Annotated in this window: 20 protein-coding genes; 16 read left to right on the forward strand and 4 right to left on the reverse strand. The window is 64.6% G+C overall.

Annotated elements, in window-relative coordinates; genetic code table 11:
- Positions 1-11: 11 nt before the first annotated feature.
- The 14 genes from Q4G14_RS07250 (at position 12) to Q4G14_RS07315 (ending at position 11,764) form a co-directional block, all read left to right on the forward strand.
- Entirely contained in the window at positions 12-1,172 is a 1,161-nt protein-coding gene (locus Q4G14_RS07250) for a putative peptidoglycan glycosyltransferase FtsW (RefSeq protein ID WP_303361070.1), read from the forward strand.
- The gene (locus Q4G14_RS07255; RefSeq protein WP_303361071.1) at positions 1,172-2,257 is read left to right on the forward strand and encodes a UDP-N-acetylglucosamine--N-acetylmuramyl-(pentapeptide) pyrophosphoryl-undecaprenol N-acetylglucosamine transferase; all 1,086 of its coding nucleotides are present in this window, start codon (positions 1,172-1,174) and stop codon (positions 2,255-2,257) included. The genes Q4G14_RS07250 and Q4G14_RS07255 overlap by 1 nt, the downstream gene beginning before the upstream one ends.
- Positions 2,254-3,681 (forward strand): UDP-N-acetylmuramate--L-alanine ligase, encoded by a 1,428-nt coding sequence (gene murC / locus Q4G14_RS07260; RefSeq protein ID WP_303361072.1) that lies wholly within the window; start codon positions 2,254-2,256, stop codon positions 3,679-3,681. Before Q4G14_RS07255 ends, murC begins: the two co-directional genes overlap by 4 nt.
- Entirely contained in the window at positions 3,681-3,911 is a 231-nt protein-coding gene (locus tag Q4G14_RS07265; protein WP_303361073.1) for a DUF2484 family protein, read from the forward strand. Before murC ends, Q4G14_RS07265 begins: the two co-directional genes overlap by 1 nt.
- The gene (locus tag Q4G14_RS07270; RefSeq protein ID WP_303361074.1) at positions 3,904-4,347 is read left to right on the forward strand and encodes a hypothetical protein; all 444 of its coding nucleotides are present in this window, start codon (positions 3,904-3,906) and stop codon (positions 4,345-4,347) included. Before Q4G14_RS07265 ends, Q4G14_RS07270 begins: the two co-directional genes overlap by 8 nt.
- A gap of 214 nt (positions 4,348-4,561) precedes the next feature.
- Positions 4,562-4,891 (forward strand): hypothetical protein, encoded by a 330-nt coding sequence (locus Q4G14_RS07275; protein WP_303361075.1) that lies wholly within the window; start codon positions 4,562-4,564, stop codon positions 4,889-4,891.
- A gap of 31 nt (positions 4,892-4,922) precedes the next feature.
- A complete protein-coding gene (gene murB, locus Q4G14_RS07280; RefSeq protein WP_303361076.1) occupies positions 4,923-5,882 on the forward strand; it encodes a UDP-N-acetylmuramate dehydrogenase in 960 nt (319 codons plus the stop codon).
- A 254-nt stretch (positions 5,883-6,136) separates the two neighbouring features.
- Complete coding sequence (locus Q4G14_RS07285; protein WP_303361077.1) at positions 6,137-6,703, forward strand: F0F1 ATP synthase subunit delta; 567 nt, start codon at positions 6,137-6,139, stop codon at positions 6,701-6,703.
- Positions 6,703-8,238: a F0F1 ATP synthase subunit alpha gene (gene atpA, locus Q4G14_RS07290; RefSeq protein WP_303361078.1), complete on the forward strand. Its 1,536-nt coding sequence runs from the start codon at positions 6,703-6,705 to the stop codon at positions 8,236-8,238. Before Q4G14_RS07285 ends, atpA begins: the two co-directional genes overlap by 1 nt.
- 75 nt (positions 8,239-8,313) lie before the next feature.
- Positions 8,314-8,532, forward strand: coding sequence for a hypothetical protein (locus Q4G14_RS07295; RefSeq protein WP_303361079.1), 219 nt, complete (start codon positions 8,314-8,316; stop codon positions 8,530-8,532).
- Positions 8,532-9,407 (forward strand): F0F1 ATP synthase subunit gamma, encoded by an 876-nt coding sequence (locus tag Q4G14_RS07300; RefSeq protein WP_303361080.1) that lies wholly within the window; start codon positions 8,532-8,534, stop codon positions 9,405-9,407. The genes Q4G14_RS07295 and Q4G14_RS07300 overlap by 1 nt, the downstream gene beginning before the upstream one ends.
- 23 nt (positions 9,408-9,430) lie before the next feature.
- The gene (atpD, locus tag Q4G14_RS07305; protein ID WP_303361081.1) at positions 9,431-10,855 is read left to right on the forward strand and encodes a F0F1 ATP synthase subunit beta; all 1,425 of its coding nucleotides are present in this window, start codon (positions 9,431-9,433) and stop codon (positions 10,853-10,855) included.
- A gap of 9 nt (positions 10,856-10,864) precedes the next feature.
- On the forward strand, positions 10,865-11,314 hold the full coding sequence (atpC, locus tag Q4G14_RS07310) for an ATP synthase F1 subunit epsilon (RefSeq protein WP_303361082.1): 450 nt from the start codon (positions 10,865-10,867) through the stop codon (positions 11,312-11,314).
- A 150-nt stretch (positions 11,315-11,464) separates the two neighbouring features.
- Positions 11,465-11,764: an H-type lectin domain-containing protein gene (locus tag Q4G14_RS07315; protein WP_368661331.1), complete on the forward strand. Its 300-nt coding sequence runs from the start codon at positions 11,465-11,467 to the stop codon at positions 11,762-11,764.
- Between the two features lie 57 nt (positions 11,765-11,821).
- On the opposite strand, the gene Q4G14_RS07320 is transcribed toward Q4G14_RS07315, so the two are convergent.
- On the reverse strand, positions 11,822-12,574 hold the full coding sequence (locus Q4G14_RS07320) for an alpha/beta fold hydrolase (RefSeq protein WP_303361084.1): 753 nt from the start codon (positions 12,572-12,574) through the stop codon (positions 11,822-11,824).
- Positions 12,571-13,167, reverse strand: a complete 597-nt coding sequence (locus Q4G14_RS07325; RefSeq protein ID WP_303361085.1) for a 2-hydroxychromene-2-carboxylate isomerase — start codon at positions 13,165-13,167, stop codon at positions 12,571-12,573. Before Q4G14_RS07325 ends, Q4G14_RS07320 begins: the two co-directional genes overlap by 4 nt.
- 84 nt (positions 13,168-13,251) lie before the next feature.
- On the opposite strand from Q4G14_RS07325, the gene Q4G14_RS07330 reads away from it, so the two are divergent.
- Complete coding sequence (locus Q4G14_RS07330) at positions 13,252-14,271, forward strand: ribose-phosphate pyrophosphokinase (protein ID WP_303361086.1); 1,020 nt, start codon at positions 13,252-13,254, stop codon at positions 14,269-14,271.
- A 9-nt stretch (positions 14,272-14,280) separates the two neighbouring features.
- Here the strand turns inward: Q4G14_RS07330 and xseA are convergent, their stop codons facing one another.
- Together xseA and Q4G14_RS07340 are read right to left on the reverse strand one after the other, a co-directional pair.
- The gene (gene xseA, locus Q4G14_RS07335; RefSeq protein WP_303361087.1) at positions 14,281-15,840 is read right to left on the reverse strand and encodes an exodeoxyribonuclease VII large subunit; all 1,560 of its coding nucleotides are present in this window, start codon (positions 15,838-15,840) and stop codon (positions 14,281-14,283) included.
- Between the two features lie 31 nt (positions 15,841-15,871).
- Positions 15,872-16,387 (reverse strand): VPLPA-CTERM sorting domain-containing protein, encoded by a 516-nt coding sequence (locus tag Q4G14_RS07340; RefSeq protein ID WP_303361088.1) that lies wholly within the window; start codon positions 16,385-16,387, stop codon positions 15,872-15,874.
- A gap of 317 nt (positions 16,388-16,704) precedes the next feature.
- On the opposite strand from Q4G14_RS07340, the gene purD reads away from it, so the two are divergent.
- A complete protein-coding gene (gene purD, locus Q4G14_RS07345; RefSeq protein ID WP_303361089.1) occupies positions 16,705-17,988 on the forward strand; it encodes a phosphoribosylamine--glycine ligase in 1,284 nt (427 codons plus the stop codon).
- The last annotated feature ends 335 nt before the right edge of the window (positions 17,989-18,323 follow it).

The following is an 18,323-nucleotide window of genomic DNA, read 5'->3' on the forward strand; positions in this document are numbered from 1 at the left end:
GCGGTATTCCCATGACCGAGATGGTCTTTGGTGCTGCGCCCGCGCGGGCGGGCGACCCTATTCTTCCGCGTTGGTGGCGCACGGTGGACCGCTGGGCTTTGGCCTGCGTGTTGGGCCTGTTCGCCATCGGCTTGTTGCTGGGGCTGGCCGCTTCGGTGCCTCTGGCGGAAAAGAACAATCTGCCGCGGTTTTATTACGTCAGCCGGCAGGCGTTCTTTGGCGGCGTTGCCCTGGTGGTGATGGTCGTCATTTCCATGCTGAACCCCAAGCAGGTGCGCCGGATCGGGGTGCTGGGCTTTGTGGCAGCCTTTCTGGCGGTTCTGGCCTTGCCGGTGATCGGCACCGATTTCGGCAAGGGGGCCGTGCGCTGGCTGTCTTTCGCCGGGGTTTCGGTGCAGCCGTCCGAATTTCTAAAGCCCGGCTTTGTCGCCATGGCTGCGTGGTTCATGGCTTCGGCGCAAGAGGTGGGCGGGCCTCCGGGGCGGTTGTATTCCTTTTGCCTGACCGTGTTTATCGTGCTGATGCTGGCATTTCAGCCTGACTTTGGTCAGGCCACGCTGATCCTGTTCGCCTGGGGTGTGATGTATTTCGTCGCCGGTGCGCCGATGATGGTGCTGATGGTGGTGGCCGGGCTGGCGGGTTTGGGCGGCATGTTCGCCTATGGCGCGTCTGAACATTTCGCCCGTCGCATCGACGGCTTTCTGACCGCCGAGGTCGATCCGCGGACTCAGCTTGGCTATGCCACCAATGCCATTCAAGAGGGCGGTTTCTTTGGCGTCGGCGTGGGTGAGGGGACGGTGAAATGGTCGCTGCCCGATGCGCATACCGACTTCATCATCGCCGTTGCCGCCGAGGAATACGGCCTGATTATGGTGCTGGCGATCATCGCGCTGTATGGTGTGATCGTGTCGCGGTCGCTGCTGCGGCTGCTGAAAGAGCGTGACCCCTTTACCCGCATTGCCGGAACCGGGCTGGCCTGTGCCTTTGGCGTGCAGGCGCTGGTGAATATGGGTGTGGCCGTGCGGCTGTTGCCCGCCAAGGGGATGACGCTGCCGTTCGTCAGCTATGGCGGGTCGTCCGTGATTGCCTCGGGCATTGCGATGGGGATGCTGCTGGCGCTGACCCGTTCGCGCCCGCAAGGCGGCATCACCGATATTCTGAGGCATCGCTGATGACCGGCAGGCTGGCCCTGATTGCCGCCGGGGGGACCGGCGGGCATATGTTTCCCGCGCAGGCCTTGGCCGAGGTGTTGCTGGATCACGGCTGGCGGGTGATCCTGTCCACCGATGATCGCGGCGCGCGCTATGCCGGGGCGTTTCCCGATGCGGTGGCGCGGCAGGTGGTGGCCTCGGCCACGACGGCGCGCGGCGGGCTGGCGGGCAAGCTGAGCGCGCCTTTTGTGATTGCGGGCGGTGTGGCGGCGGCGATCCGGCAGTTCCGCGCCGACCGGCCCGATGTGGTGGTCGGCTTTGGCGGCTATCCGACCATCCCGGCGCTGTCGGCGGCGATTGCGCTGGGTATTCCGCGCATGATCCATGAACAGAACGGGGTGATGGGGCGGGTGAACCGCCGCTTTGCCGCGCGCATGAACCGGGTGGCCTGCGGCATCTGGCCGACGGCGCTGCCTGCGGGTGTCAGTGGCATCCATACCGGCAACCCGGTGCGCCGCGCGGTGCTGGATTTCGCGGGCGCGCCCTATACCGCGCCGGGGCAGGGGGGGCTGAACCTGCTGGTCATCGGCGGCAGTCAGGGGGCGCGGGTGCTGTCTGACGTGGTGCCCGCCGCCATCGCCAGCCTGCCCGCTGATCTGCGCGCCCGGCTGCGCGTGGCGCATCAGGCCCGCCCCGAGGATGGGCCGCGCGTCACCGCCGCCTATGCCGAGGCGGGCGTTCAGGCCGAGGTGCAGCCCTTTTTCACCGATGTGCCGCAGCGGCTGGCCGATGCGCAGCTTGTCGTCAGCCGGTCGGGCGCATCCTCGATCGCCGATATGACCGCCATCGGGCGCCCGGCCATCCTGATCCCCTATGCCGCCGCGGCGGGCGATCACCAATCCGCCAATGCGCGGTCTTTGGCCGATGCCGGCGCGGCCGAGGTCTTGCCCGAATCGGTGCTTGACGCAGCCAGCCTTGCGCGCGACATCCATGCCATTCTGACCGACCCCGCCCGCGCCCGCCAGATGGCGGCTGTCGCCCTGTCGCTGGGCCGCCCCGACGCGGCGCTTCGTCTTTACGATCTTGTCACGGAACTCAGCCAATGAACGCAGCCACGAAACTCCCCGGTGAACTTGGGCCGATCCATTTTGTCGGCATCGGCGGCATCGGCATGTCGGGCATTGCCGAGGTGCTGATGACGCTTGGCTATGACGTGCAGGGGTCGGATGCCAAGAAATCCAGGATCACCGACCGGCTGGAATCGCTGGGTGCCCGCATTTTCGAGGGGCAGCGCGCCGAAAACATCGGTGAGGCGGGCGTGGTGGTGGTGTCCACCGCCATCAAAAAGGACAACCCCGAACTGGTCGAGGCCCGCCGTCGTGGTCTGCCCGTCGTCCGCCGGGCCGAGATGCTGGCCGAGCTGATGCGCCTGAAATCCAATGTCGCCATTGCCGGGACGCATGGCAAGACCACCACCACCACCATGGTTGCCACGCTGCTGGATGCGGGCGGGATCGACCCGACGGTGATTAACGGCGGCGTCATCCACGCCTATGGCTCTAACGCGCGGGCCGGGGCGGGGGAATGGATGGTGGTCGAGGCGGATGAAAGCGACGGCAGCTTTAACCGCCTGCCCGCGACCATTGCCATCGTCACCAACATCGACCCCGAACATATGGAGCATTGGGGTTCCTTCGATGCGCTGCGCAAGGGGTTCTACGACTTTACCTCGGGCATTCCGTTCTATGGTCTGGCCGTGCTTTGCACCGACCATGCCGAGGTTCAGGCGCTTGTCGGCAAGCTGACCGACCGCCGCGTGACCACCTTTGGCTTTAACGCGCAGGCCGATGTGCGGGCGCTGAACCTGCGCTATGACAAGGGCGTGGCGCATTTCGACATCGCGCTTCAGGGCGAGGCGGTGCTGCATGACGGCGAGGTGCCGATGATCGAGGGCTGCACCCTGCCGATGCCGGGCGATCACAACGTATCGAACGCGCTGGCCGCTGTCGCGGTCGCCCGCCACCTTGGCATGAAGCGGGCGGAAATCCGCGATGCTCTGGCCAAGTTCGGCGGCGTGGGGCGGCGCTTTACCCGCGTGGGCGAGGTGAACGGCGTCACCATCATCGACGATTACGGCCATCACCCGGTGGAAATCGCCGCCGTGCTGAAAGCCGCGCGTCAGGCGACCGAGGGCCGCGTGATCGCCGTGCATCAGCCGCATCGCTATTCGCGGCTGTCCAGCCTGTTCGACGATTTCTGCACCTGCTTTAACGAAGCCGATGTCGTCGCCATCGCCGAGGTCTATTCCGCCGGCGAAGACCCGATCCCCGGCGCCAGCCGCGATGATCTGGTGGCCGGGCTGATCGCCCATGGCCACCGCCACGCCCGCGCCATCCTGTCGGAAGAAGATCTGGAACGGCTGGTCCGCGAACAGGCCCGCCCCGGCGATATGGTCGTCTGCCTTGGCGCGGGCACGATCAGCGCATGGGCCAACGCCCTGCCGGAACGACTGTCCGAAAAGGCGGCGTAATGCCGCCTGTTGCCGCCCTGCTGGCCAGCGGTCTCTGGCTGCTGATGGCCCTGCTGATCCCGCGGGTGCCGCTGCGTTGGCGCGTGGCGGCGGTCTGGGGGATGGTGCTGACGGGGGTGCCCATGCTGGGCTGGCTGACGCTGCATTGGGGGCCGGGGCCGGGCATCGCGGGTTTCGTGCTGGGGCTGCTGGCGCTTTACCTGCCGCAGCGGCGATGGCGCGATGTCTGATCTGGAAAACCTTTATGTGACATGCGCGGCAGTGCTGCTGGGCTTGGGGGCGCTGACGGCCTTGATTCAGGCGCTTTCCGCGCGGCACTGGCTGGCCGCAGGGTTGATGATAATCCCGCTGCCTCTTGGGTTTTTTCTGGCCAATTTGTCGAGTGACGGGCTGGCGGCGGGGATCGGCTGGGCTGTGTCTGTCTTGACGGCAATGGGCTTTCTTGGCTGGTGGCTGATGCGCGGCGGTCGTTATCGGTGGTTTGCCGCGCTGGTGGCTGTGGCGGCGGCGCTGCTGGTGGCTGGGCTGCTTGGCCCGGAACTCGTGCGCTCGCACGGGTTTTTGCCCAATTTCGGCTGGTTTATGGGGGTGTGGCTGGGCTGTGTGCCTGCGCTGCTGGCGATGATCGTCGGCGGGCTGATCGGCTGGCGCGCAGGCCCGCGTTGACTGGCCCCGCGCCTGTGCCCAAGCTGTTGGCAGCGCAGCGTTTTGCGCGAATCTGACACGAAAGGCCCATGATGGATGTTGAATCTGTCTATTTGCTGTCAGCCGTGGGGTTGGCTGCCTTTGGCCTGCTGGGCGCGCTGAGCAGTGTGCTGACTGCGCCCCCTCGCTGCGGGCGGCGGGGGTCGTGTTTGGCGCATCCTTGCTGTTGCTCGGGGTGATCTGTGCAGCGGCTGTTACTTCCCTCGGCGGAGGGATCAGGCCGGGCGATCTGTGGATTTCGGCCTGGCTGACCGTGGTGGCGCTGGCCTTTGCGCGGCTGGGCTTTCGCTGGTGGGCGGCGCGGCGTGGGGCGGCGCTGTGGTTGTTGGCGGCAGCGGCGCTGCATCTGACGCTGGGCTTGACCCTGCCGGATATTGCACCCGGTCGGGGCGGGTTTCTGGTGAACCTTGGCTATACGCTGGGGCTGATGTTGGCCAGCGTGCCGGCGCTGGTGGGCACGGTTATGGGAATCGCCGCCGCCGCGTGGAGACAGCGCCGGCGTTGATCCCGGCGTGCGACGGCGTTATCAGCCGGGTATGACCCTGAACACGCCAACCGCCGCCGCCCTGCCCGAAGTTTCCGGCACCCTGACGCCGAACCGCCCGCTGGACGGCCTGACATGGCTGCGCGTCGGCGGTCCGGCGGACTGGCTGTTCCAGCCTGCCGATGGCGACGACCTGACCGCGTTCCTGCGCGCGCTGGACCCTGCCGTGCCGGTGTTCGTCATGGGGGTGGGCAGCAACCTGATCGTGCGCGACGGCGGGATTCGGGGCGTGGTCATCCGCCTTGGCCGCGCCTTCAACGGCATCGAGATCGAGGGCGATACCGTCATCGCCGGGGCCGCCGCGCTGGATTCGCATGTCGCGCGCCGCGCCGCCGAAGCGGGGCTGGACCTGACCTTTCTGCGCACTATTCCCGGCAGTATCGGCGGGGCGGTGTGCATGAACGCGGGCTGCTATGGTGCTTATGTCGCGGATTATCTGGTCGAGGTGCGGGCGGTCACGCGCGACGGGCAGGTGCTGACGATTCCCGCCGCCGACCTGCATCTGGCCTATCGCCAGTCCAGCCTGCCGCAGGGCTGCGTGGTGACTCAGGCGGTGTTTCGCGCGCCACGGGGCGACAGCGATGCGCTGCACGAAAAGATGGCCGATCAGATCGCCCGCCGCGATGCCAGCCAGCCGACGCGGGATCGCAGCGCCGGTTCGACGTTCCGCAACCCCGCCGGGTTCAGCTCGACCGGGCAGGCGGATGATACGCATGACCTGAAAGCATGGGCGCTGATCGACGCGGCGGGCCTGCGCGGGCACAGCTGGGGCGGGGCGCAGATGTCGGAAAAGCACCCGAACTTTCTGGTGAACACCGGCGGCGCCACCGCCGAGGATCTGGAATCACTTGGCGAGCTGGTCCGCCGCCGCGTGCTGGAACACAGCGGCCACGATCTGCAATGGGAAGTGATCCGCATCGGCGATCCGCTGCCGGGCCATCAACCCGACTGATTCACCCTTTCGTCTGAATTTCACCGCGCATCGCACCATGTTGCGCCGTCTGATGCCCCACCTTTAGCGCAATCAGGATTTAATCCCTCGCGCAAGCGTGTTCTGGGCGGTTGCGAGGGCTGAATTTCGCTGCTAATGACCCTTCGAGACCGAAGGGGGGCATCCGGTTAAGAGGCCCCGCCCGCGACCCGCTTGCCCGTGTCCCCCCTGCCAGAACCGCAGGTTACGGACCGGACCGGCGCAACGAAAAAAGGATGACCGTGGCACATTCCGCTTCGATTTCCCAAGGTATTGCCGGGCGCTATGCCCAAGCCGTTTTTGACATCGCCCGTGAAGGTGGCGATCTGGACAAGCTGGCGTCGGAAATCGACGATCTCAGCACCGCGCTGAAAGACAGCGGCGAATTGCGTGATCTGATCGCCTCGCCGATGTATTCGCGCGACCAGCAGGGCCGGGCCATCGGCGCGATTGCGCAAAAGATGGGTCTGGGCGCTACGCTGTCGAACACGCTGCAACTGATGGCGCAGAACCGCCGCCTGTTCGTGCTGCCGCAACTGGCTGCCCGCCTGCGCGACATGATCGCCGACGCGCGCGGCGAAGTGACGGCGGATGTCACCAGTGCCGTGGCGCTGACCGATGAACAGAAACAGCGTCTGACCGACACGCTGGCCGAGAAATCGGGCAAGAAGGTCAAATTGAATACGCGCGTCGATGAAACGCTCATCGGCGGTATGATTGTCAGGCTGGGCTCGCAGATGATCGATTCTTCGGTCCGCTCCAAGCTCGCTTCCCTCCAGAATGCTATGAAAGAGGTCGGATAATGGGAATCCAAGCTGCCGAGATTTCGGCGATCCTCAAGGATCAGATCAAGAATTTCGGTCAGGACGCCGAGGTGGCCGAGGTCGGTCAGGTGCTGTCCGTCGGCGACGGGATTGCCCGCGTCTATGGTCTGGACAAGGTTCAGGCCGGCGAGATGGTGGAATTCCCCGGCGGCATCCGCGGCATGGTGCTGAACCTTGAAACCGACAACGTGGGTATCGTTATTTTCGGCGATGACCGCGACATCAAGGAAGGCGACACCGTCAAACGCACCCGCGCCATCGTGGACGTGCCGGTTGGCCGCGAGCTGCTGGGCCGCGTCGTGGACGCCCTTGGCAACCCCATCGACGGCAAAGGCCCGCTGAACGCGACCGAGCGTCGGATCGCCGACGTCAAGGCCCCCGGCATCATGCCGCGCAAATCGGTTCACGAACCGATGGCCACCGGCCTGAAGGCCGTTGACGCGATGATCCCGATTGGCCGTGGCCAGCGCGAACTTATCATCGGCGACCGTCAGACCGGCAAAACCGCCGTGGCGCTGGACACCATTCTGAACCAGGCGAACTATAACGGCCGCGAGGCCGAGGGCATGAAAACCCTGCACTGCATCTATGTCGCCGTGGGTCAGAAACGCTCGACCGTGGCGCAGTTGGTGAAGAAACTGGAAGAAACCGGTGCAATGGCCTATACCACCGTTGTGGCCGCGACCGCATCCGACCCTGCGCCGATGCAGTTCCTTGCGCCCTATTCGGCCACCGCGATGGGCGAATATTTCCGCGACAACGGCATGGACGCGCTGATTATCTATGATGACCTGTCGAAACAGGCCGTCGCCTATCGTCAGATGTCGCTGTTGCTGCGTCGTCCGCCGGGGCGTGAGGCCTATCCGGGTGACGTGTTCTACCTGCATAGCCGCCTGTTGGAGCGTTCGGCCAAGCTGAACGAAAACAACGGTGCCGGTTCGCTGACCGCGCTGCCGATCATCGAAACGCAGGCGGGCGACGTGTCGGCCTATATTCCGACCAACGTGATCTCGATCACCGACGGCCAGATCTTCCTGGAAACCGACCTGTTCTTCCAGGGCATCCGCCCGGCCGTGAACACCGGTCTGTCGGTGTCGCGCGTGGGTTCCGCCGCGCAGACCAACGCGATGAAATCGGTCGCGGGTCCGGTCAAGCTGGAACTGGCGCAGTATCGTGAAATGGCGGCCTTCGCGCAGTTCGGTTCCGACCTTGACGCCGCGACGCAAAAGCTGCTGAACCGCGGTGCACGCCTGACCGAGCTGATGAAGCAGCCGCAATATTCGCCGCTGACCAACGCCGAGATCGTGACCATCATCTATGCTGGCACCCAAGGCTATCTGGACGAGGTTCCGGTCCGCGAGGTCGGCAAATGGGAAGCCGGGCTGCTGTCCTTCCTGCGCAACCAGCATTCCGATGTGCTGGACTGGCTGACCAAGGATGACCCCAAGATCAAGGGCGAGGCCGAATCGCGGCTGAAGGCTGTCCTCGACGCCTACGCCAAAACCGCAGCCTGATGTATGGCGCCCGAACCTTGCTTTCGTTGCGGCGATCCGGTCCTCAGGCAGGACCGGGCGCTGTGCAGCGACTGCGTGGAACGGGACAAATGGCTGATTTTCGGGCTGATCGTCGCCGGATTGTCGGTCGGGGCGGTGCTGGGCTGGCTGGTCTGGAACTGGACCGGCGGACATCCGGGGGTATCGTTCGTCGCCGCCATGTTCGGGTTCGGCACGACGTATCTGGGCACCGCCATCGCCATTCACAAATTCGGGCCGGATCAGGCACAACGAAATCGCAAGGGTGAGGGATAATGCCAAGCCTTAAGGATCTGAAAAACCGGATCGGAAGCGTCAAGAACACGCGGAAGATCACCAAGGCCATGCAGATGGTCGCCGCGGCAAAACTGCGCCGCGCGCAAGAGGCGGCCGAGGCGGCGCGCCCCTATGCCGACCGCATGTCTGCGGTTATGGCAGGGCTGACCGCCGGGGCCAAAGGCTCTGAATCGGCACCGCGCCTGCTGGCCGGAACCGGCAGCGATCAGCGTCACCTGCTGGTGGTGCTGACCTCTGAACGCGGTCTGGCGGGCGGGTTCAACAGCTCGATCGTCAAACTGGCGCGCCAGCATCTGGAACGCCTGCGGGCCGAGGGAAAACAGGCCGAAATCCTGACCGTCGGCAAGAAGGGCCGCGAACAGCTCAAGCGCGATTATGCGGATCGTTTCGTGCATCACGTCGATCTGTCCGAGGTCAAGCGCATCGGCTATGACAACGCGCTGACCATCGCCGATGAGGTGCTGGACCGTTTCGATGCCGGTCAGTTCGACGTGGCGACGCTGTTCTATAACCGCTTTGAATCGGTCATCAGCCAGGTGCCGACCGCGTTGCAGGTCATTCCCGCCGTTGCGCCGGAAACCGAGGCGGGCGGGGCTGCCGCGCAATACGACTATGAGCCGGGCGAGGATGCGATCCTGACCGATCTGCTGCCGCGTTCGGTTGCCACGCAGATCTTTGCCGCTCTGCTGGAAAACGCCGCCTCTGAACAGGGCGCGCGGATGACGGCCATGGACAACGCGACACGCAACGCCGGTGACATGATCGACAAGCTGACCACCGAATATAACCGTTCGCGTCAGGCTGCGATCACCAAGGAACTTATCGAAATCATTTCGGGCGCCGAGGCGCTCTGACCGTAAAAATCAGAGGTGACAACATGGCAGAGGCCAAAGGAAAGATTACCCAGGTCATCGGTGCCGTCGTGGACGTGCAGTTTGATGGCCAGTTGCCGGCGATTCTGAACGCGCTGGAAACCGAAAACAACGGCAAGAAGCTGGTTCTGGAAGTCGCGCAGCATCTGGGCGAAAACACCGTGCGCGCCATCGCCATGGACTCGACCGAAGGTCTGGTCCGCGGCGAGGCGGTCAGCGACACCGGCGGCCCGATCACCGTTCCGGTCGGTAACGCCACGCTGGGCCGCATCCTGAACGTCGTCGGTGAACCCGTTGACGAAGGCGGTGCGGTTTCGGCGCAGGAAACCCGCGCCATCCACCAGCCCGCCCCCGATTTTGCGGCGCAGGCGACCAGCTCGGAAATTCTGGTGACGGGCATCAAGGTTATCGACCTGCTGGCCCCCTATTCCAAGGGCGGCAAGATCGGCCTGTTCGGCGGTGCCGGTGTGGGCAAAACCGTTCTTATCATGGAACTGATCAACAACATCGCCAAGGTGCACAGCGGTTATTCCGTGTTCGCCGGTGTTGGTGAGCGGACCCGTGAGGGCAACGACCTGTATCACGAGATGGTCGAATCCGGCGTTATCAAGCCCGACAATCTGGAAGATTCGCAGGTGGCGCTGGTCTATGGCCAGATGAACGAACCGCCCGGCGCGCGGATGCGCGTGGCGCTGACCGGACTGACGCTGGCCGAACAGTTCCGCGACGCGACCGGCACCGACGTTCTGTTCTTTGTGGACAACATCTTCCGCTTTACGCAGGCGGGTTCCGAGGTGTCGGCGCTGCTGGGCCGTATCCCTTCGGCGGTGGGTTATCAGCCGACGCTGGCCACCGACATGGGCGCGATGCAGGAACGCATCACCTCGACCAAGAACGGCTCGATCACCTCGATCCAGGCCGTTTACGTTCCGGCCGACGACCTCACCGACCCGGCCCCGGCCACGACCTTTGCCCACCTCGACGCGACCACGGTGCTGAGCCGTGCGATCTCGGAACTGGGCATCTACCCGGCCGTGGACCCGCTGGATTCGAACAGCCGTATCCTTGACCCGGCCATCGTCGGCGAAGAACACTATAACGTCGCCCGCGACGTGCAGGGCATCTTGCAGAAATACAAATCGCTGCAAGACATCATCGCCATTCTGGGCATGGACGAACTGTCGGAAGAAGACAAACTGACCGTTGCCCGCGCCCGGAAAATCCAGCGTTTCCTGTCGCAGCCCTTCGACGTGGCGAAAGTGTTCACCGGCTCGGACGGTGTGCAGGTGCCGCTGGAAGACACCATCGCCTCGTTCAAGGCGGTTGTGGCTGGCGAATATGACCACCTGCCCGAAGCGGCCTTCTATATGGTTGGCGGCATCGAGGACGTGAAGGCCAAGGCTCAGCGTCTCGCGGCAGAAGCCGCGTAAGGGGGCGGTATGGCTGACACGATGCAGTTCGATCTCGTCTCGCCCGAACGGAGCCTTGTCTCCGTTCCGGTGCGCGAGGTCCGTATGCCCGGAACCGAGGGCGATCTGACCATCATGCCGGGACATGCGGCCTGCATGGTCAGCCTGCGCCCCGGTATGGTTACGGTTGTCGATGCTCAGGGCAATTCGGTGGAATTCGCTGTCACCGGCGGCTTTGCCGAGGTGAACAACGAATCCGTCTCGCTGCTGGCCGAACGTGGCCATGCGCGGACCGATCTGACGCAGGACATCTATAACGAGATGCTGCGCGATGCCCATCGCAAGCACCGCGCCGCCGAACAAAAGGCCGGTTCCGCTGGCGAAGAATTCGTAACGGCGGCGGCCAAGATGCTGGCCGATATGCAGGCGCTTGGCACGCATGTCGGGCTGGACCCGAATCAGGCGAACTTCCCTGAGTAATCGGGCCGCCGTGCTGGCAGGCCAAGGCAAAGCCCCGGTTCGCCGGGGCTTTTCTCATCGCCCCGGCGGCATCAGGGTCGCGCAGCGGATCAGGAGAAGGGATTGCTAAGGATTTCTCATCACGCGGTCGGGGTCACGCGCGGATCTGCCGTGCTGTTTTCCGCATATGAGGATGGCGGCCTGATGTGGACCGGCGAAGGCCCGCGCATGGAACGGCAGCGGATCAGCTTTGACGAGCCGTTTCTGGCGCCGCCGGTGGTGCATGTGTCCATCGCCATGTGGGACATCGAGGGCGGCACCAATCAACGCGCCGATATTTCCGCCGATCAGATCACGCCCGAGGGCTTTGACATCGTGTTCCGCACATGGGGCGACACCCGCGTCGCCCGCATCCGGGCCGACTGGCTTGCCATCGGGCAGGTGCTGCATGACGAAGACTGGGACATCTGACGCCCGCCGCTGCTGATCGGGTTGGTGCCCTGACCTTGGCCGGCCCCTTGGCGCGGCTCAGGCCCGGTCCAGATTGACGGCAATCAGACCGGCGACCTGATCGGGATGGGTCATCGGTGCCATATGCCCCGCCCCCGGCACGGTGGCCACGCCCACATCCGGCAGCCGCGCTGCCAGATTTTGCGCGATGGTGTGGATGATCGGCGGCGAATCCTGACCCGAGATCAGCATCACCGGCGCGTCGATCGCCTCGATCCCGCCGGGGCGCAGGGTGCGCGCGCTATCGTCGTTCAGCACCGGCGCGGTGTCGGCCACCAGCCAGATTTGCCGTCGCACCGCAGCCTGCGCCGTGGCGGGCAGATTATCGTAAGACTGCGCCCCCCACTCGCCCAGAAAGATGCGGGCGGCGGCGGCTTCATCCTGGGCCGGGTCAATGTCGCGCGCCCATCCACCGGCAGCGGCGAACAGCACCGGCTCGATCAGGGTCAGGCTGCGCACGGCCTCGGGCGCGGCGACGGCGATGCGCAGGGCGACGGTCGCGCCGATGGAATGACCGATCAGGTCCAGCGGACGGTCGATGGCTGCGGCGGCGATACGGGTGATGGTGGTGTGAAAATCCAGCCCGCCCGATTGCCAGTCTGCGCTGCGGCCATGGCCGGGCATGTCAAAGGCGCGCAGATCGACGCGCCCATCCAGCCGCCCCGCCACCGCGCCCCAATATGCGGCGCTGGCCATCATGCAATGCAGCGCCAGAGCGGGGCGGTCGGCATGGCCCGGCCAGTGGCGCCAGTGAACGTCGGGCAGGCTCACAGGCTGGCCAGATGGCTGTCGAGAAACGCCAGCCGATCCTGCCCCCAGAACCGCTGGCCGGTTTCCCGCACGATATAAAAGGGCAGGCCGAACACACCGGCATCGACAGCCTGTTCCAGATTTCGGCCATAGATTTCTGCCCCGACAAACAGCCCGCTGTCGGCCAGCTTGGGGTCAAAGCCCTGCGCGTGCAGGATGTCGCGGATCACGGCGTCATCGGCAATGTCGCGGTTTTCCACCCAGACCGCGCGCAGGAACGCCCGCACCAGCGGCCCGACATCCGCGCCCGATTCCTGCGCCGCGATGATCGCATAGGATGAGGGCGCGCAATTTGCCGGGAAAAAGGTCGGGTGCAGGTTCAGTTCCATATCCAGATGCGCCGACCAGCGCGTCAGTTCCTGAAGCCGGTAATCCTTGCGCGCCTGTGGCCGGTCGGCCAGCGGCTGCCCGCCGCTGCGCTGAAACATCTGCATCGGGTCCAGCGGATGATAGCTGATGCTGGCCCCGTGCCGGGCGGCGATCTGTTCCAGCCGGTCGCCCGCCAGATAGCACCAGGGGCTGATTGTCGCCAGATAATAGTCGATATGCGCCATCGCATCACCCCTTCACAGTTTACGGCCACGCTAACGTGGTGCTAAGCCCTTCGCAATCACACGAATCTGACAAGGCCGCACCCCATGCCCGCCATGACCGAACCCAAGCTGATCGCCGGTAACGCCAACAAGCCGCTTGCGCTGGCGATTGCCCGCCGCATGTCCATGCACCGCGGCATGAACGTCGTGCCGGTGGATGCGCGGGTCGAACGGTTCAACGATCAGGAGATCTTTGTCGAAGTGTTCGAAAATGTGCGTGGCGAGGATATGTATATCATCCAGCCCACATCGAACCCGGCCAACGACAACCTGATGGAACTGCTGATTATGACCGACGCGCTGAAACGCAGCTCGGCGGCGCGGATCACGGCGGTGATCCCCTATTTCGGCTATGCCCGGCAGGATCGCCGTGCCAAGGCCCGCACGCCGATCAGCGCCAAGCTGGTCGCCAACCTGCTGACCGAGGCGGGCATCGACCGGGTGCTGACGCTGGATCTGCATGCGACCCAGATTCAGGGCTTTTTCGATGTGCCGGTCGATAACCTTTATGCCGCGCCGGTCTTTGCGCTGGATGTGCAGCATCATTTCCGGGGGCGGATGGATGATCTGATGGTCGTGTCGCCCGATGTCGGCGGCGTGGCGCGGGCGCGCGAACTGGCGCAGCGGATCGGTGCCCCCCTGTCCATCGTGGACAAGCGCCGCGAAAAGGCGGGCGAGGTCGCAGAGATGACCGTGATCGGCGACGTGACCGGCAAGACCTGCATCATCGTCGATGACATCTGTGACACCGCCGGCACTCTGGTCAAGGCGGCGCAGACCCTGATCGACAGCGGCGCGACCGAGGTTCACGCCTATATCACCCATGGCGTTCTGTCCGGCCCGGCGGTCGGCCGAATCACCAAATCGGTGATGAAATCGCTGGTCATCACCGATTCGATCCAGCCCACCGAAGAGGTCAAGAACGCCGCCAATATCCGCATCGTTCCCACCGCGCCGATGTTTGCGCAGGCAATCCTGAACATCTGGAACGGCACTTCGGTGTCGTCGCTGTTCGAGGTGGACGTGCTGGGGCCGATCTATGAGGGGCTGTATAACGGCGGCTGATCCGCCGCTTTACAGCAAGGTCGGCTGATCCGGTTTTTTCGGCTTGCGCGCCGGTTTCGGTGCGCTGGCCGGGCGGACAGTGGTTTGGCCATCCGCAAATTGCACCTGCATTTCGGGCGTGCGCGCGGCCTCGGTCGCGGTGGTAATCACCCCGTTTGGCCCCTTTACCACGGCAAAGCCGCGCCGCAGCGTTTCCATATAACCCAGCGTTTGCCGGGTCCGGTCCAGCCGGGCCAGAGCTTGGGTGCGCGTGGCGATCATGCGCGCAGGCGCGGCATTCAGGCGGCGGCTCAGGTCATCCAGCCGCCCCGTCTGCTGGGTGATGGCGCGGCGCGTGGTGGCCAGCACCCGCGCCAGCGAGGCGCTCAGCCGTTCGCTCATGCCGGTGATGCGATCCGCGCGCCGCTCGATCCGGCGGATCAGGGCGGGGTGCAGCTTGGCCGCGGTCGATTCCATCCGCTGACGTTTGACGGCCAGAAAGTCGCGCAGGCTGGGCACGGGTGCGGCGGTCAGCCGCTGCCGCGCGGCGGCAATGCGGCCGCGCAGGGCAGGGGCCAGCCGCGCGCCGGTCAGGTCCAGCCGCTGCCCGGCTGTTTCGGTCAGCGTGCCGGGGCGGCCCATGGCGCGCGCCAGATCGCGCAGCCGCTGACGCGGGCGGTCTATCCGCGCGCTGCTGGCGCGCGTCATCCGCGCCCCGGCCTCGGCCAGACGAGCGGCCAGATCGGCGCGCACCGGCACCGCCAGTTCGGCGGCGGCGGTAGGGGTGGGCGCGCGCATATCGGCGGCGTGGTCGATCAGCGTGGTGTCGGTTTCATGGCCGACAGCGGAAATCAGCGGAATGGTGCTGTCCGCCGCTGCGCGCACGACGATTTCTTCGTTAAAGCCCCACAGATCTTCCAGACTGCCGCCGCCGCGCGCGACGATCAGCAGATCAGGGCGCGGCATCGGCGCATCGGGGGGCAGGGCGTTAAAGCCATGAATCGCCGCAGCCACCTGCCGCGCGCAATCCTGCCCCTGCACGGCAACCGGCCAGATCAGCACATGCACCGGAAAACGGTCGCGCAGCCGGTGCAGAATGTCGCGGATCACCGCCCCCGAAGGCGAGGTCACGACACCGATCACGCGCGGCAGATAGGGCAGAGGGCGCTTGCGGGCGGGATCGAACAGCCCCTCGGCGGCCAACGCCTTGCGGCGGCGTTCCAGCATCGCCATCAGCGCGCCTTCGCCTGCCGGTTCGATCTGATCGACGATCAGTTGATATTTCGACTGGCCGGGAAAGGTGGTCATGCGGCCGGTGGAGATCACCTCCAGCCCTTCTTCGGGGCGTTGTGCCAGCCGCGCGGCCTGCCCCTTCCATGCGATGGCGGCCAGAACGGCGCGGTCATCCTTGAGATCGAAATACAGATGCCCCGAAGACGGGCGCGACACGCGGCCAATTTCGCCGCGCACCCGAACACGACCGAACTGGTCCTCTAATGTGCGTTTCACCGCGCCCGAAATCTCGGACACGGTGAATTCATGGGCGTTTGTGCCGGGGGCCTGCTGTGGGCCGTCGTCGATCAGATCCATGGCCCAGCTATGACCGGGCCATGGCGCGGGATCAAGCCTGCGCGTCTTGCTTGCGCTTGCGCGCGATGGCCAGGCCGCCAAGCGCGGTCAGCAGCAGCACACCGCCCGCAGGCAGCGGAATCGGTGCGATGGTGACGGTGGTGGTCAGGTTGGCATATTCGAACGAGATGCGGGGCGTCGAAAAGCGCATCCCGTCAAAGACGCCGCCCGCGATGTTGCTGAACACCGCCAGCGCGGCACCATTGCGGCGGCTGGCCGGTCCCAGATCGTTCCGCGCCGTCAGCTGAAAGCTGTCCACAACCGTGTCGCCCAGCAGGAACTCGACCCGGTTATAGAAATCCGGCGTGCCCCAGACGAACGAAGCGCCGTCCGACAGATCAAAGGCATAGGTCGCGCTGCTGTTGGGGCCAAGGCCGGTGAACCACGCGGTCGGGTCTTTGTTCGGATCGACGCCTGCGGTGGGCCAGGGGTTGGAATACCACGACCAGGTGCGGGTCGCATTCTGACGCGCGGTGCCGGTGGTTTCAACGGCCACGGGGTTCATCATTCGCGTATCGGGCAGATCAAAAAATTGCACCGTTGCAGCATTTGCCACTGGCACGGCAGCAAATGAAAGGGCAATTACGGGCACGAGATGGCGCAGCATTTTTATTCCTCCGTCAAAAGACTTCTCTTTGCGCTGATATGAATTGTCGCACAGCCTGCGGCGCCCTGTCGCACGCGAGTTCTGAGCATTCAATTCAATTTTTACGCGACTTAAGGTCAATTTGCGCAATAAGTCTGAACTGCGTTTTTCTTGCCACAGCCGTTGCGCGGCGCCACGCTGACGCCTAGAACGACCGGAAACACAACCAGAGGTGCGGCGTGAATATCCTGATCCTTGGCAGCGGCGGGCGTGAACATGCGCTGGCCTGGGCCTTCCGGCAGAATCCGAAATGCGATCAACTGTTCGTGGCACCGGGCAATGCGGGCATCGCCGAGATCGCGGAATGCGCCGCCATCGACATCCTGTCGCGCGCCGCTGTGCTGGAATTTGCACAGGAAAACGCCGTTGATTTCGTCGTCATCGGCCCCGAGGCCCCTTTGGCCGCAGGGGTGTCCGACGCGCTGCGCGAGGCCGGTTTTCTGGTGTTCGGCCCGTCACAGGCCGCCGCGCAGCTCGAGGCCAGCAAGGGCTTTACCAAGGAAATCTGCGACGCCTGCGACGCCCCGACGGCGGCTTGGGCGCGCTTTGACGATGGGGCTGCGGCGCGCGACTATGTGCTGGCGCAGGGCGCGCCGATCGTGGTCAAGGCCGATGGCCTTGCGGCGGGCAAGGGGGTGACGGTGGCCGAAACCGTGCCCGAGGCTTTGGCGGCGATTGATGCGATTTTCGATGGTGCCTTTGGGGAACCTTCTGTTGTCATTGAAGAATTCATGTCCGGCGAGGAGGCAAGCTTTTTCGTTCTATGCGACGGCGACACCTGCCTGCCCATCGGCACGGCGCAGGATCACAAGCGCGTGGGCGAGGGCGACACCGGCCCCAATACCGGCGGCATGGGCGCCTACAGCCCCGCGCCGGTGATGACGGATGCGGTTCAGCAGCAGGTCATGGACCAGATCGTGCGCCCGACCATGGCTGAAATGGCCGCGCGGGGCACGCCGTTTCAGGGGGTGCTGTTTGTCGGGCTGATGATCGAAAACGGGCGCGGGCGGCTGGTCGAATACAACGTCCGCTTTGGCGACCCGGAATGTCAGGTGCTGATGATGCGTCTGGGCGCTCAGGCGCTGGATCTGATCCATGCCTGCGTCGAAAATCGGCTGGATGGGATCACCGTCAACTGGGCCGACGATCATGCGCTGACTGTCGTCATGGCCGCCGACGGTTATCCGGGCGACTATCAGAAAGGTAGCCGGATCAACGGGTTGGATGCGCTTCCGGCCGATGGCTTTAACATGGTCTTTCACGCCGGCACCGCCGCGCGCGATGATGCAGTGATCGCCACCGGCGGACGGGTTCTGGCCTGCACCGGACGCGGCGAGACGCTGGAACAGGCCCACGCCCGCGCCTATGCGCTGGTCGATGGGGTGGACTGGCCGCAGGGCTTTTGCCGCCGTGACATTGGCTGGCGCGCGCTTGGGCGGGGCGGTTCGCCTGTTTCGGATTAACAGCCTTATCGGGCCAAGTGCGTTGTGTTTTCAAATGAGCGCATTTGGCCTGAACTGTTCTGTTCTATTTTTGAGGTGCCAGGTTTTTGATCCGTGCGAGTTATTGGCCTCGCTACGCCGCGCTGGTCAGGGTTGATGGGTGCTCTGCCACAATTATTAATGATTGGTTAATTTGCGTTATCTGCAAGCGGGTTTTCTGTGGTCGTGCAGATGTGATTTGCAGACGATTTCTTTAAAATAAGAAAAAAATTGTTTCAGGCGGCGCGATTGCCGATTATTCCCAGACTGCAATGTGTGGCTTGCGGCGGGTTTTAACGGCGCCATACCTTAAGTTG

It is taken from the genome of Paracoccus sp. (in: a-proteobacteria) (assembly GCF_030538755.1).
Classification (GTDB): domain Bacteria; phylum Pseudomonadota; class Alphaproteobacteria; order Rhodobacterales; family Rhodobacteraceae; genus Paracoccus.